Source organism: Rhodococcus sp. HM1 (genome assembly GCF_023218075.1).
Lineage (GTDB): Bacteria > Actinomycetota > Actinomycetes > Mycobacteriales > Mycobacteriaceae > Rhodococcus.
On sequence record NZ_JALPTB010000022.1, the window covers coordinates 17241 to 32520 of the forward strand.

At 69.3% G+C, this 15280-nt stretch carries 9 protein-coding genes; 5 read left to right on the forward strand and 4 right to left on the reverse strand.

Going from position 1 to position 15280, the window contains the following annotated elements; translation table 11 throughout:
• Window positions 1–33: 33 nt before the first annotated feature.
• The 3 genes from M1M07_RS13520 to M1M07_RS13530 all read right to left on the reverse strand — a co-directional run bounded on the left by M1M07_RS13520 (window position 34) and on the right by M1M07_RS13530 (window position 6331).
• Window positions 34–438, reverse strand: coding sequence for a TOBE domain-containing protein (locus tag M1M07_RS13520; RefSeq protein WP_248674534.1), 405 nt, complete (start codon window positions 436–438; stop codon window positions 34–36).
• 103 nt (window positions 439–541) lie between these two features.
• Entirely contained in the window at window positions 542–4630 is a 4089-nt protein-coding gene (locus tag M1M07_RS13525; RefSeq protein ID WP_248674535.1) for a bifunctional nitrate reductase/sulfite reductase flavoprotein subunit alpha, read from the reverse strand.
• Window positions 4631–4876: 246 nt separating this feature from the next.
• Complete coding sequence (locus tag M1M07_RS13530) at window positions 4877–6331, reverse strand: CCA tRNA nucleotidyltransferase (RefSeq protein ID WP_197256266.1); 1455 nt, start codon at window positions 6329–6331, stop codon at window positions 4877–4879.
• 75 nt (window positions 6332–6406) lie between these two features.
• On the opposite strand from M1M07_RS13530, the gene M1M07_RS13535 reads away from it, so the two are divergent.
• Genes M1M07_RS13535 through M1M07_RS13555 form a run of 5 tightly spaced genes read left to right on the forward strand, consistent with a single transcriptional unit; the run spans window position 6407 to window position 14716 of the window.
• Window positions 6407–7021: an NUDIX hydrolase gene (locus M1M07_RS13535; protein WP_197256268.1), complete on the forward strand. Its 615-nt coding sequence runs from the start codon at window positions 6407–6409 to the stop codon at window positions 7019–7021.
• On the forward strand, window positions 7018–9369 hold the full coding sequence (locus M1M07_RS13540) for a DUF6049 family protein (protein WP_197256270.1): 2352 nt from the start codon (window positions 7018–7020) through the stop codon (window positions 9367–9369). The genes M1M07_RS13535 and M1M07_RS13540 overlap by 4 nt, the downstream gene beginning before the upstream one ends.
• Complete coding sequence (murJ, locus tag M1M07_RS13545; protein WP_248674537.1) at window positions 9366–13334, forward strand: murein biosynthesis integral membrane protein MurJ; 3969 nt, start codon at window positions 9366–9368, stop codon at window positions 13332–13334. The genes M1M07_RS13540 and murJ overlap by 4 nt, the downstream gene beginning before the upstream one ends.
• Before the next feature lie 49 nt (window positions 13335–13383).
• Complete coding sequence (gene sigM, locus M1M07_RS13550) at window positions 13384–13965, forward strand: RNA polymerase sigma factor SigM (RefSeq protein WP_197256373.1); 582 nt, start codon at window positions 13384–13386, stop codon at window positions 13963–13965.
• A gap of 55 nt (window positions 13966–14020) precedes the next feature.
• Window positions 14021–14716 (forward strand): hypothetical protein, encoded by a 696-nt coding sequence (locus M1M07_RS13555; RefSeq protein WP_248674538.1) that lies wholly within the window; start codon window positions 14021–14023, stop codon window positions 14714–14716.
• A 9-nt stretch (window positions 14717–14725) separates the two neighbouring features.
• On the opposite strand, the gene M1M07_RS13560 is transcribed toward M1M07_RS13555, so the two are convergent.
• The gene (locus M1M07_RS13560; RefSeq protein WP_197256371.1) at window positions 14726–15280 is read right to left on the reverse strand and encodes a TetR family transcriptional regulator; all 555 of its coding nucleotides are present in this window, start codon (window positions 15278–15280) and stop codon (window positions 14726–14728) included.

Sequence of the window (15280 nt, forward strand, 5' to 3'; positions counted from 1 at the left end):
TACCGATCAGGGCGGCAACGATTCTCGCGCGCCTCACGACATCCCTCCGGGGGTTTCGACGATGACGGTGGTCGCCTTGACGACGGCCACCCCGATGCTGCCCGGTTCGAGGCCGAGTTCGTTCACCGCTTCGGTGCTCATGAGCGAGACGACGCGGTGCGGGCCGCACTGCATCTCGACCTGGGCCATGACCGTGTCCGCGACGACGCGGGTGACGATGCCGACGAACCGGTTGCGGGCCGAACTGCCGACGCCGAGCAGATCCGGGGCGGCGTCCGCCTGATGCCGCACGAATTCGGCCAGGACCTTGCCGTCGACGACCTTGCGCCCGGATTCGTCCCTGCTCGCCTCGAGCACACCCTGGTCGATCCAGCGGCGGACGGTGTCGTCGCTGACCCCGAGCAGCGCCGCGGCATCGCGGATCCGGAGGACCGTCACCGTCGACTCCGATCCGCACCTGCCCGAAACACGAGCTCATTGATCCGCATATACGTCACGGATCAGAGGATATACCCGTGGATGCGACCACGGTGGATTCCGCTCAGTACACGTCGCGGACGTAGCGCTTCTCGGAGGCCAGCTTGTCGACGAACGCGTCGGCGGCATCGGCGTCGAGACGGCCGTGGGTCTGCACGACCTCGCGCAGCGTCGCGTCCACGTCCTTGGCCATGCGGCTCGCGTCACCGCACACGTAGAAGTGCGCGCCGTCCTGCAGCCACTTCCACAACCGGGCACCGTGCTCCCGCATGCGGTCCTGCACGTACACCTTCTGCCGCTGATCGCGGGAGAAGGCCAGATCGAGGTTCGTCAGGAAACCGTCGGAGTGCATCGATTCGATCTCGTCGCGGTACAGGTAGTCGGTGTCCGAGCGCTGATCGCCGAAGAACAGCCAGTTCGCGCCGGTGTGCCCGAGTTCGCGCCGGTCGTGCAGGAACGCGCGGAACGGGGCGATGCCGGTTCCCGGCCCGACCATGATCATCGGGGTGTCCGAGGCGGGGGGCGGACGGAAATGCGGGCTGCGCTGCACGAAGATCGGGATGTCGACGCCCTTGCTGTGGTCGGCGAGGAAACTCGAGCACACACCGGCGCGTTCGTGCCCTTCGTATGCGTACCGCACCACCGAGACGGTCAGTTGGACCTCGCGAGGATCGGTCCTGGGACTCGACGAGATCGAGTACATGCGCGGCTGCAGCCGGGTGAGGATGGGCATCCACTCCTCGATCGGGGCCTTGAAGGGGAACTCCGAGATCACGTCCATCGCCTGCTTGCCGTACAGCCACTGCTGCAGTTCGATCTTGTTGCCGGGACGGAGCAGCTTGCCCAGTTCCGCACTGTCGCTCTGCTTCTGGACGAAACGCAGAAGGTCCTTCGTCACGCGGGTGATGTCGAGGAATCGGGTGGCGGCCTCGCGCAACGGGATCGTCGGCATGTCGCCGAGTTCGATCGGCGATTCCGGGTCGAGCGCGGTCACCTGAAGCCACTCGTCGACCGTGCCCGGGCCGTTCGTCGGCATCACGCCGAGGGCGTCACCGGCCTCGTATTCGAATGCCGGGTCGTAGAGTTCGAATCCGAACTGCCGCACGTCCTTCGACGATCCCGGACCGCTGAGCGGCACGTTGCGGATCAGCCGGGTCACGAGCGGGGACTTGCGGGTGAACACGGGTTCGCGCACCGCGACCGGCGCGCCGCCCGAGATGCTTCCCGACGTCCCTGTTCCCCGGAACATCTCCTCGACGCCGTTGAGCCACGCGAAAGCGGCGTCCTGGTAGTCGGGTTCGCAGTCCACGCGCTCGGTCAGCCGGGTCGCGTCGAGTTCGGCGAGCCGCTCGTCGATCCGGCGACCGTGCCCGCAGAAGTCGTCGTAGTTGGAATCACCGAAAGCGAGCACCGCATAACGTGTTCCGGGAAGCTTCGGCGCGTCCTCCCGGCTCAGCGCCTTCCAGAACGCGCTTCCGTTGTCCGGCGCGTCACCGTCGCCGAACGTGCTGGTGATGACGAGCAGATCCTCGATCTCTGCGAGCGAGGCGACGTCCATGTCGTTCATCCCCATCAGGGTCACGGCCCGGCCGGCCGCCCGGAGACGGTCCACGCACAGCTGCGCGAACTCCTCGGCATTGCCCGTCTGCGAGGCCCAGGCGACGACGATCGCGGAGGACGAATCTTCCTCCAGCACCGTGGAATTCGAGTACCGCACCGCGACGGGAGCGTGCGAGAACAGGCCCGCGAGCAGCCCGTCGAGCCACACCCGCTTGGCGGCCGGGAACGGCGCGGACTCCGGAAGCACCGGCACCACCTCGGCCGGCGCGTTGCGCAGTCCGGCGAGCAGCCCGGCCAGATAGAGCTGCTCGTTGCCGTCGAAGACCGGTACGGCCTGTTCGTCGATTCCGAGGGCCGCGGCGAGACGATCCACGGCCGGTGCCGTCTGCACCTCGGGCTTCTCCGGTTCGGGAGCCGAGGCGACCTTCGTCAGCGACACCGCGCACACCTTGAACTCGGGTTGCTGCGAGGCCTGGTCGATCGCGTCGTTGGTCACCGCGTTGATCGCGAGGTATTCGCCGTAGATGTCGTTCCAGTGGAACGGCGCGAACACCGTACCGGGCAGCACCCGGTCGGTGACCACGGCGGGCAGTACGGCCCGGCCGCGACGCGACGCGATCTCCACCCGATCGCCGTCGACGATCGAATACTGCTGCGCATCAACGGGATTGATCTCGACGAACGGATTCGGATTCAGCTTCTCGAGCTTGGCGACCTTCCCGGTCTTGGTCAAGGTGTGCCATTGGTGCTGCACACGCCCGGTGTTCAGGACGACGGGGTAGTCGTCGTCGGGCATCTCGGCGGGCAGCATGTGCGGGCGCGGGAAGAACACCGCCCGCCCGTTGTCGGTCGCGAACGCCAGGCGCGGCACCGAGCCGTCCTCCCGGACGACCAGCGATCGGCTGTTCCCGTCGTTGAGATAGCGGATGGGGTTGCGGTCGCTGTCGGCGTTCGGCGGGCAGGGCCACTGCACGGGCGTGTTGCGCAGCTGCTCGTAGGTGACGCCGCGCAGGTCGTACCCGGTGCGCGGATTCCAGAAGGCCTTGAGTTCCTCGAAGATCTCCTCGGCACTCGAGTACGTGAAAGCCTCGGCGTAACCCATCTCGCACGCGACCCGCGCGATGATCTCCCAGTCCGGCATGGCCTCGCCGACCGGATCGACGGCCTGCTGCAGGAGGGTCAGGTTCCGTTCCGAGTTCACCGCGACGTACTCGGATTCGGCCCACAGGGCACCGGGAAGCAGGAGGTCGGCATACGCGTTGGTCTCGGTTTCGAGGAACACGTCCTGTGTGACGACCAGTTCGGCTTTCTCGAGACCCTCGAGAACGGTTTTCCGGTTCGCGACGCTGGCAACGGGATTGGTGCAGATGATCCAGCACGCCTTGATCTCACCGGCCGCCATCTTCTCGAACATGTCCACGGTGCCGCCACCGACGGTGGTGCTCAGCGTGCCGCGCGGAACGTTCCAGACATCCTCGACGAACTCCCGATCGGCCTCCGCGAGCACGGTTCGCTGCCCCGGAAGACCCGGCCCCATGTAGCCCATCTCGCGTCCGCCCATGGCATTCGGCTGGCCGGTCAGCGAGAACGGGCCGCTGCCGGTCCGGCAGATCGCGCCCGTCGCGAGGTGCAGGTTGCAGATGGCGTTGGTGTTCCAGGTGCCGTGAGTGCTCTGGTTCAGCCCCATGGTCCAGCAACTCATCCAGTTGCCGGCCTCTCCGATCCACTGCGCGGCGGTGCGCAGATCCGCCTCGGGGATCCCGGTGATCTGCGAGACCGTCGCGGGCGGGTAGTCGGCGAGGAAATCGGGCATCGCGTCCCAGCCGTCGGTGAACTCGGCGACGAACTGCTCGTCGACGTGCCCGTTCTCGACGATCAGGTGCAGCAACCCGTTGAGGAGAGCCAGGTCGGTGCCCGGCTTGATCTGCAGGAACAGATCCGCCTTCTCCGCGGTCGCACTGCGCCGCGGATCGACGACGATGAGCTTCGCGCCGGCCTTGGCGCGGTCCATCATGCGCAGGAAGAGGATGGGATGGCAGTCGGCCATGTTCGAGCCGGTCACGAAGAACACGTCGGCGTGGTCGAAGTCCTCGTACGAACCGGGCGGACCGTCCGAGCCGAGGGACTGCTTGTAGCCGGTGCCGGCACTGGCCATGCACAGCCGCGAGTTCGATTCGATGCGGTTGGTGCCGATGAACCCCTTGGCGAGCTTGTTCGCCAGGTACTGCGCCTCGAGGGACATCTGGCCGGACACGTACAGCGACACCGCGTCGGGGCCGTGCGTGTCGACGATGCTCCGCAGACGCCGCGCGGTCTCGGTGATCGCCGCCGCGACCGGAACGGGCACGGGGTCGGCGCCGCGTTCGCCGCGGCGGTATGCGGTCTCGAGCCGGCCACCGGCGGCCAGCATCTCGGCGCTGGTGGCGCCCTTCGTGCACAGCCGGCCGAAGTTGGTGGGGTGGTCCTTGTCGCCGTACGCCTTCAGGACACGGCGTGTGCCCGTCACGGCGTCGGTCTCGACGTCGAGCACCATGCCGCAGCCGACACCGCAGTAGGAGCAGGCAGTCTTGACCGTCGTGATGTCGCCCCGCATTGCACCGCCCTCGAGTGAACAGGCCGTCCGATTCCGGCCGCGTTCCATGCTGCTGATGCGGTGTTGCGGGGGCATTAACAGGGATGAGTCCCCCGTGACATCTGGCTCACGAAATCAGGGGGGACCGGGTGAGGTACCCGAAACAGTCCCGAACTGTCACGATTGTCCGGCTCGGCCGGAGTCACGATTGTCCGGCTCGGCCGGAGTCACGATTGTCCGGCTCGGCCGGAGTCGCGACCGCCCGGCTCAGCCGGCGGTCTGCTCCGCCCACCACCGCCGCAACTCGGCCTCCGCCTCGTCGGGCCCGAGCGGACCGCGGTCCAGGCGCAGTTCCTTGAGGTAGTTCCAGGCCTTGCCGACCTGCGGACCGGACGGAATCCCGAGGATCTCCATGATCGCGTTCCCGTCGAGGTCGGGACGGACTCTGGCCATGTCCTCCTTCTCCGCCAGCGCGACGATCCGCTTCTCGAGGTCGTCGTAGGTCGCCTGCAACGCGGCCGCGCGACGCTTGTTGCGTGTCGTGCAGTCCGCGCGCACCAGCTTGTGCAGCCGCGGCAGCAGATGCCCGGCGTCGTGCACGTACCGGCGCACCGCCGAGTCCGTCCACTGCCCCTTGCCGTAGCCGTGGAACCGCAGGTGCAGGTAGACGAGCTGCCCGACGTCCTCGACCATCTGCTTCGAATACTTCAGGGCCTTCATGCGCTTGCGCACGAGCTTCGCGCCGACCACCTCGTGGTGGTGGAAGCTGACCCCGCCTCCCGGCTCGTTGCGCTTGGTGCCGGGCTTGCCGATGTCGTGGAGCAGCGCCGCCCAGCGCAGCACCGGGTCCGGGTCGCCGTCCTCGAGGTCGATGGCCTGCCGCAGCACCGTCAGCGAATGCCAGTAGACGTCCTTGTGCTGGTGGTGCTCGTCGATCTCGAGTTTCATCGCGGGGATCTCCGGAAGCACCCGGTCCGCGAGTCCGGTCTCCACCATGCACTCGATGCCGTCGACCGGGTAGTCGCCGAGAATCAGCTTGTCGAGTTCGGCCTGCACCCGCTCGGGGCTGATACGCAGGATCTCGTCGGCCATCTGCTCGATCGCCGTGTGCACCCGTTCGGTGAGGGTGAAGCCGAGTTGCGAGACGAACCGGGCCGCGCGCAGCATCCTCAGCGGATCGTCGTGGAACGAGTCCTGCGGCAACGCCGGCGTGTCCAGGACCCCGGCGAGCAGCGACTCCATTCCGCCGAGGGGGTCGACGAATTCCCCGACGCCGTCGGGTCCGATGCGCACCGCCATCGCGTTGACGGTGAAGTCCCGGCGGACGAGGTCGTCCTCGAGTCGCGTGCCGTACTCGACGATGGGATGCCGGGAGACGCGGTCGTACGCGTCGGTCCGGAACGTGGTGATCTCGATCTGCTCGACACCCTTGACGGCGCTGACCGTCCCGAAATCGATGCCGGTGTCCCACTGGTGATCGACGAATCCGTGGAGCAGTTCCTGGACCCGGGTGGGATGCGCATCGGTGGTGAAGTCGAGGTCGGTACCGAGACGGCCGAGCAGGGCGTCGCGGACGCTGCCACCCACCAGGTACAGCTCGTGGCCGGCGGCGGCGAAACGCTCACCGAGCGGCGCCAGCACGTCGGACAGGGCACGCAGCGTGACATCGGCGCCGGCCAGCAACCGGGTGCGCCGATCGGCATCTGCGGAGGGAGAGTTCACGTCTTCGAACCTTACCGAGGCGGGCAAACGCGTGGTTCGGCCGGCAGCCACCTCACGCCAACTACTATCGACAAGGTGTCGCCCGCCGAACGTGCCAACCGGAACCGCCGCAGCTCGCGGCGGCGTGGCGGCAGCGGCGGATCAGCCGTCCGCTCGGGGGCGAACCCCGTCAAATCCACGGCGAATCCCGCCAAACCCCAGTTGAGGACGGTGCGCGAGACGTCGGCCGGGGGACTGGTCGTCGACGGGCTCGGTGGACCCCCCGAGCAGCTGTGCGCTGCGCTGATCGGCCGGACCGACCGGCGCGGCCGGCTGCTGTGGTCGCTGCCGAAGGGGCACATCGAGAAGGGTGAGACCGCCGAGGAAACGGCCATGCGCGAGGTCCACGAGGAGACGGGCATCCGCGGCAAGGTCCTCGCCGAGCTCGGCAGTATCGACTACTGGTTCGTCACCGAAGGCCGCCGCGTGCACAAGACCGTGCATCACTATCTGCTCCGCTACCTCGGTGGCGAACTGTCCGACGCGGACATCGAGGTCACCGAGGTCGCGTGGGTGCCCCTGACCGAGCTGCGGTCGCGGCTCGCCTATGCCGACGAACGCAAACTCGCCGACGTCGCGGATCAACTGATCGCCGAGATGACCTCCGCATGGCGGTTCGGCACCGGCGGACCGGAGGCCCGTCTCGGATGACCCTGATGATGCACCGGGCCGGTGCTGCGGTGCTTGTCGTGCTCGCACTCGTGTTCGCGACGATCGGCGGCACCGTGATCCTCGGGACGCTCGGCGGAGCGACCGCCCGCGCCGATACCGAGTCCTCCCGATTCCTGGAACTGCTCATCGACGAAGTCACCCCGTCCGTCGTGACCGACGGCAGCGAACCGGTGGTGAAGGTGTCCGGGACCGTGCGCAACATCGGCGACCGGGACGTCTCGGACATCGCCGTGCGGTTGCAGCGCGCACCGATGGTCGCCGATACGACCGAACTGCGCACCTCCCTCACCCTCGACCAGAGCGGCTACGACACGGTCGGCGAATTCGAAGCGGTCGACGACCTGCTCGAACAGGGCGAGGAAGAACACTTCAGCCTGGAGATGCCGCTGCGCTCGGCGGCCGAACCGTCGCTCGGCATCGACACGCCCGGCGTGTATCCGCTGTTGGTGAACGTCAACGGCACCCCCGAGTACGGCGGGGAGGCGCGGCTCGACGACGCCCGGTTCCTGCTCCCGGTCCTCGCGGTGCCCGAGGACGGCGAGGACCTTCCGCCGGTGTCTCCGACGCAGGGCGATCCCGCCGTCGTGACGATGCTGTGGCCGCTGGCCGACGAGCCGCGGCTCGCGGCGGGGGTGGCGGGATCCGTCACCGACCCGGTGCGGTTGGTCGACGACGAACTGGCCACGTCCCTCGCGTCCGGCGGCCGCCTCGACGGTCTGCTGAGAGCCGCGGAATCGGTCGCAGGCGCCGACCAGGGCCGGCTCCGTGGGGCCCTGTGCCTGGCGATCGACCCGGACCTGCTGGTGACCGTGACGAACATGACACGGGGCTACCTCGTCGTCGACGACCCGGCCGATCCGCTGGGTGACGCGAGCGACGGCGCAGGCACCGAGGCGGCGATCGACTGGCTGGGCCGGCTGCGCGCCCTCGCATCGTCGACGTGCACCGTCGCGGTGCCGTTCGCCCAGGTCGATCCGGTCGCGCTGGCCGATGTCGCCGCGGCGTCGCCCGCGGGTGACACGCTCGCCGCGGCGGGGCTCACCGCGCCCGCCGACATCGTCGACACCATCCTCGGCGTCACGTCGATGCGGGGCGTCGTGTGGCCGGATTCCGGTGTCCTCACCGAGAAGGCCGGGCTGCTGCTGGCCCAGGACGGCCCGGTGACCACCCTCCTCGCCGACAGCGGGATCGACACCTCCTCGGCCGCACCGCCCGTCACGCGCGTCTCGGGCGTGGACGGACTCACCGCCGCACTCTTCGACAGCTCGGCCGCCGCGGCGCTCGCCGCCGTCGGGGACCGCCCGTCGACGCCGTCCTTCGTGCCCGAGTCCGCGCGCTACGAACTCGGGGAGGATTCGGGGACCGCTCGCCTGCAGGACGCGCTGGGCGCGCTGGCGTGGCCGGCGCTGAACGGATCGGACGCGAACGGGTGGGAGGACGGCACGGCGAACCGTTCCGTGCTGTTCGCGCCGCCGCAGACGTGGACCCCGACCGAGGACGAGGCCACCGACATGCTGTCGCTGCTCGAGACCCTCATCCGGGCGGGGCTCGCGGTGCCGCGTCCGTTCGAGCAGGTCGTCGGGGCCGCGGCGGCGACCGTGAACGCCCCGGATACCGTGCTGCTGTCGTACCCGGAGCAGGCGATCGTCGACGGTGCATCGAACGTGGTGGTGGGGCACGCCGCCGAACAGGCCGGGCGACTCGACGCGCTGCAACTCGCGCTGGTCGAGGACCCGCAGGCCCAGCTCACCCCGCAGATGTTCATGGCTCCGCTGCGCGAGGACCTGCTGCGGTCGATGAGCCTGGCCGGTCGCCGGGGACCTGATCCGGGAGCGGCCGAACACGCCGCCTACACGCGGTCGAGGGCCGTCAGCGACGCCGTGGACGGGATGTTCGCGGGCGTGACGGTCCTCTCACCCGGCGGTGTCTACACGCTGACCTCGGAGCAGAGTCCCCTAGTCTTGGTCGCGCGCAACGATCTGCCCGTGGGCATCACCGTGCGGTTGCACGTGGACGCGCCCCCGGAGATGGAGATCACCGACATCGGGCCGACCCAGCTGCCGCCGCGCGGGAGCCGCACTCTCACGGTGCCCACGCAGATCAGCGACTCGCGGAAGCTCGGTGTGGAGTTCGCGCTCACCACCGAGTCCGGTTTGTCTCTCGGCACGCCGACGAGTGTGACGGTACGTTCCAATGCGTACGGCCAGATCCTCGCCATCGTCACCGGCTGTGCGGGGGCGCTCCTGCTGTTCCTTGCAGGGCGGCGACTCCTGCACCGGTTCCGCGGTGAACCGGATCCAGCCGACGAAGGGTACGAGAAGCGATGACCGGGAACCCGACCCGCGACGGTCGCGCGGCGCCCATGCCCGGCGGCGCGTCGGCCGAGGCAGAGGCCGTGTCGACCCGAGCTGTGTCGACCCGAGCTGTGTCGACCGAGGCCGTGCCGGCAGGGTCCGTGTCGGCCGAGGCCGAGGATTCCGGCGCCGCCTCCGAGTCCGCCGTTTCCGAGTCACGGAAGACCTCCGGCCTGCTCGCCGCATCCGGCTCCATCGCGATCGCGACACTGATGAGCCGCATCACCGGGTTCTTCAAGCAGGTCCTGCTGCTGACTCTGCTCGGTGCGGGTGTCGCGAGTTCGTTCACGGTCGCGAACCAGATCCCCAACATGATCTCGGAGCTGGTGCTGGGCGCCGTGCTCACCTCGATCGTCGTGCCGGTGCTGGTCCGCGCGGAACGGGAGGACCCGGACGGGGGTGCGGCCTTCGTCCGTCGTCTGTTCACGATGTCGCTGACGGTCCTGGCCGTCGCCGCGTTGTTCGCGACCGCCTCGGCCTCGTTCCTGGTGACCCGGTTCTTCCTCGACGCGGACGGCGAGGTCTCGACCACGCTGACGACGGCACTGACCTATCTGCTGTTGCCGGCGATCCTGTTCTACGGCCTTTCCGCGCTGCTCACGGCGATCCTGAACACGCGGCAGGTGTTCAAACCGGGCGCCTGGGCGCCGGTGCTCAACAACCTAGTCGTGCTCGTGGTGCTGGTCCTGTACTTCGTGCTGCCCGGCGAGATCACGCTCGATCCGGTGCGGATGAGCGATCCGAAGCTGCTTCTGCTCGGCATCGGTGTCACGCTCGGTGTCGTCACCCAGGCACTGTCGCTGGTGCCGGCGCTGCGGCGCGAGAAGATCAGCCTGAAGCCGCTGTGGGGCCTGGACGACCGGCTGCGGCAGTTCGGCGGCATGGCCGCCGCGATCGTGCTGTACGTGCTGATCAGCCAGGCGGGAACGGTCTTCGCCACCCACATCTCCTCCGGTGCCGACGAGGCCGGTCCGGCGATCTACAACAACGCGTGGGCCCTGCTGCAGCTGCCGTACGGCGTGCTCGGCGTGACGCTGCTGACCGCGATCATGCCGCGGCTCAGCCGCAACGCCGCCGACGACAACACCCCGGCCGTCGTCGACGACCTGTCCGTCGCGACGCGTCTGACGATGATCGCGCTGATCCCGATCGTCACGTTCTTCACGATCGCCGGACCTCAGATCGGCACCGCCCTGTACGGGTACGGCAGCTTCGGCTCCGGGAACGCCGACCTGCTCGGGCAGGCGGTGAGCTGGTCGGCGTTCACGCTGATCCCGTATTCGCTGGTCCTGATCCACCTGCGGGTGTTCTACGCGCGCCAGCAGGCGTGGACGCCGACGTGGATCATCCTGGGGATCACGGCCGTCAAGGTCGTCCTGTCGGCTCTCGCACCGGCCCTGGCCAGCGACAACGAGCACGTGGTGCTGCTGCTCGGTGTCGCCACCGGCATCGCGTTCACGGCCGGCGCGTGCATCGGCGGCTTCCTGCTGCATCGGACGCTCGGCAATCTGCAGATGTCGAACGTCGGCCGCACCGTCTGGAACGTGGTGATCGCGTCCGCCGCGGCCGCTGCGGCGATCCTGCTCGCGGACCGGTTGCTGCAGCTCGACGCGTTGAGCGAGCGTTTCGGCGGCATCGGATCGATCGTCCGGGTGGGAATCACCGGGGTGCTGATGATCCTCGTCGCGCTGACGGTGATGTGGGTGCTCAAGGTGCCCGAGGTGCTCGCGATCGTCGCCGCGGTCCGGCGCAAGGTCGAGGCGCTGCGCGGTCGCGGCGCCCCCGAGGTCCCCGAGATCCCCGAGGCGGACCCGACCCGGGCGCTGCCGACGAATCCCCCGGCCGCGCCCCGCCGCCGCTACCCGGAGAGCGATGCCGAGAAGACCGTCGTACTGCCGCGCCTCGATTACCTCTCGTACGGCGGTTCCCCGTACGACGCGATCACAGAAGTCATCCCTGTCATCCGGGACCGACCTGGGGAACTCGATGCTCAGCAGCACCTCCCGTACCCTGGTCACCAGCAGGTTCGGCCCACGCGGTACGGGTTGCAGCGGTTCCCGGGCCCGAGCGGTGCCCGTTTCCGCGCGCCAGGTGGACGAGTCGAAGAAGAAGGAGTCAGGGTGAGCGACGACCACGCTGCCGGCAAGTCCACGATCGATGCTGCCGTCCCCCCGGAGGCGAACGCTGCACCGGCGGACGAGTCCGTCGCGGCGAAGAACGCGCAGGCCACGCCGGCGGAGGGTGTCGCGAAGCCGAACCCGTCGACCGACCGGGTCCAGCCCCCCGCGCCGAAGAGCGCCGCCCGTCCGAAACGCGACCCCAACTACGACACCGGGGTCATCCCGATCGGGTCGCCGCAGCTTCCCCCGCTGCGGGTCTCCGGTTCGGCACCGCGGGCGCCGATGCGTGGACCAGAGCTCATTCCGGGTGCCTCGGTCGCCGGTGGCCGCTATCGACTGCTCGCCCCGCACGGCGGTGCCCGTGGGCTGCGGTTCTGGCAGGCCCAGGATGTCAAGCTCGACCGCGAGGTGGCGCTGACGTTCGTCGACGCCGAGCAGCAGTCCGCGAACGTCACGGGCCCCGACGGACCGCAGGCCATCCTGTCCCGCACGCTGCGTCTCGGCCGGATCAGCTCGCCGGGTCTGGCCCGCGTCCTCGACGTGGTCCGCGGCAGCTCGGGCGGCATCGTCGTCTCCGAGTGGACGCCGGGCCGGTCGCTGCGGGAGATGTCCGGGACCGAGCCGTCCCCGATCGGCGCCGCCCGTGCCGTGCGCGCACTCGCCGCGGCCGCGGAGGCCGCCCACCGCGCCGGCAGCGCCCTGTCGATCGACCATCCCGACCGCATCCGCATCAGCGTCGCCGGCGACGCGGTCCTCGCGTTCCCCGCCACGTTCGCCGACTCCGACGCGGTGTCCGACGTGCGCGGCCTCGGCGCCGGCCTGTACGGGCTGATCACCGGCAGGTGGCCGCTGCCCGACGTGGCGGCGCCGGGAGCCTCCGCACCGGCGGGCGGGACCATCGGCGGCATGGCGCCGGCCGACCACGGTGCCGACGGCGCGCTCGTCGAACCGCGCGCGTTGCGGCCCGAGGTGCCCTTCGAGATCTCCGCGGTCGCGGTGCGGGCGCTGCAGAACGACGGCGGGATCCGGACCGCGGCGACCGTGCAGCACATCCTCGACCAGGCTTCGGTCGTCGACCAGAAGACGGACATGATCCCGGCGTTGCGACTGGGGCAGCGGGCGGCCGCCGAGGCACACGCACTCTCCGATCCGGAAGCGCTCGCCGAGAAGAAGAAGCGCTCCGAGCGGATGCTCATGGCGCTCGTCGGACTGGGCATCACGACCGTGGTGCTGCTCGCGCTGATCGGCTGGTGGATCGCGAATCTGCTGGCCGGCGGCAGCTCCGACGAACCGCTCACGAGTCAGGAGTTCGGGCTCACTCCGACCGCGGAGACGCCCGCCCCCGAAGCGGCGGCACCGGCGGAGGAACCGGCCCCGGCCGGCCCGGTCTCGGCGACCTCGGTCGAGGTGTTCTCGCCGCAGGGCACTCCGGACTCGCCTGCGACGGCGTCCCTTGCCATCGACGGTGATCCCGGCACACAGTGGAGCACCGACGCGTACTTCGATCCGTTCCCGTCGCTCAAGAACGGCGTCGGCCTGATGTTCGGTCTCGCCGATCCGGTAGCGCTGCAATCGGTCTCGGTCACCACGGACGATCCTGGCACCGTCGTCCAAATTCGCAGTGCGCCTTCGGATCAGGCGTCGCTGGATCAGACGCAGGTGATCGGTTCGGCCACTCTGGGTTCCGGTACCACGGAAATCCCGATCAGCGCGGAGGGCAGGACGTCGAACGTGCTGCTGTGGATCACCGACCTCGCCACCAGCGGCGGCAGCAACAAGAGCACGATCGCCGAGGTCACCTTCACCGCAAGCGAATAACCGCTTCGCTCACCGCAGATTCCGCGGGCGGATCGGATACCATCCGCGCGTGCGAATTTTCGGGGGGATCGCAAAAATCGCCGTGTCCGATGCCGAGTTACTGGCAGCGCATGCGGCCGGGGACGACCAGGCGTTCGCAACACTGCTGCGCCGACACTACGACCATCTGTGGAAAGTCGCCCGGCGAACGAGTTATTCGCCGGAGGACGCGGCGGATGCACTGCAGGAGGCACTGTTGTCGGCGCACCGCACCGCCTCGTCGTTCCGGGCGGACGCGGCGGTCCGGAGCTGGCTGCACACGATCGTCGTGAATGCGTGTCTCGATCGCATCCGCCGGAACCGGGCCCGGCCCACGGTTCCTCTCTATCTCGAGGACGGGGACGAACCGAGAACCGAACGCAACCACATTGCCGAGGTCGAGACCGCACTCGATGTGGAGGCCGCTCTCGAGGCTCTTCCCGACGATCAGCGGGTCGCGGTGGTCACGGTCGACATCGAGGGGTACTCGATTCGGGAGGCGGCCCGGCGCCTCGGTGTCCCGGAGGGCACCGTGAAGAGCCGCTGCGCACGCGGACGCTACAAATTGGCAGTGCTTCTGGGCGATCTGCGGGACCCGGGGAACCGAACCTGAGTCCGGACCGTCTAATTGTCTCGAGAGGGCACCGAGCCGCCGAGGAGGACTTCGCATGAACGAGGACGAACTGCTGCGTCCGCCGTACCCTGCGGACCTGCTCGCCGACCTTCACGCAGGCGCGCTCGACGAGGAGGTTGCCGAGCGTCTGTGGCCGCTGGTGCGCGAGGACTCCGACGCCATGGCCGTTCTCGACGCCCTCGACGCCGTGCAGGAGCGCCTGCGCGGGCTCGCGGATCCGGACGCGCCCGGCGAGCCGATGCCGGCCGAGGTGGCGATGCGGCTGGACGACGCGGTCCTCGGCGCCGTCCGGGCCCACCGGCGTCGTCGTCGCATGTTCGCGGGTGCGGTGGTCGGTGCTGCCGCGGCCGTCGTCGCGGTGGTCGCGGTCGTGGTCGTCGGGGGAGTGGGTTTCCCGGGCCCGGATTCCTCGACCGAGGGACCGGTCACGCCGATCGCCGAGGGCCCGGACGACGCCGCGGCACTCGAACCGGACACCCTGCGCAGCCTGGTCGGTTCCACCGATCTCGGGCCGCTGTCCGACGACCGCGCGCTCGCCGATTGCCTGGCCGCGAACGGCATCGACCCCGCGGGTCCGGTGCTCGGGTCCAGGACGATCGAGTACGGCGACCGGGACGCGGTCGTGCTGCTGGTGCCGGGCGGGGTCCCGCCGCAGCTCACCGCCGTGGTCGTCGGAACAGGTTGCGACGCAACACATCCCGAAACGCTGTACGTGACCTCGATCGGGTGAGGTCGGGGGTCAGCGATCCGCCACGGGCAGCAGCAGTTCCAGGATCCGGGCCCGCAGCGCGGGCGTGTCGTCCTCCGCGGCGATGAGGCTGCTGAACAACGCGGAGCCCGCGGCCATCACGAGAACGGCGAGCGCATCGAGGGGGTCCCGGTCGGTACCGTCGGAGAACAACGCGGTACTCGGGCCACTGAAGGTGCGCCACAACGTATTCCGCAGATCTTCGTGGTCGCGGAGTGCGGTGAGCAGTCCGGGGAGCGCGGCCCGCACGTCCGGGCGGGAGAACAGTTCGGCGCTGCCGGTGACCACCCATTCGATCCATCCGCGCCGATCGATGCCGTCGTACGGTTCGAGATCCGGCGCGGAACCGAGCAGTGCGTCGAGCACGAGATGTTCCTTGCTCGGCCAGCGGCGGGTCAGGGCGGCGCGGCCGACGCCGGCGCGGGCGGCGATGCCCCGCATGCTCAGACGTTCCCAGCCGACCTCGACCAGCATTTCTCGGGTCACGGCCAGGACTTCGGCGTCGATTCGGGGTTCGCGGGGGCGTCCGGGTGCGGCCAGCGACAT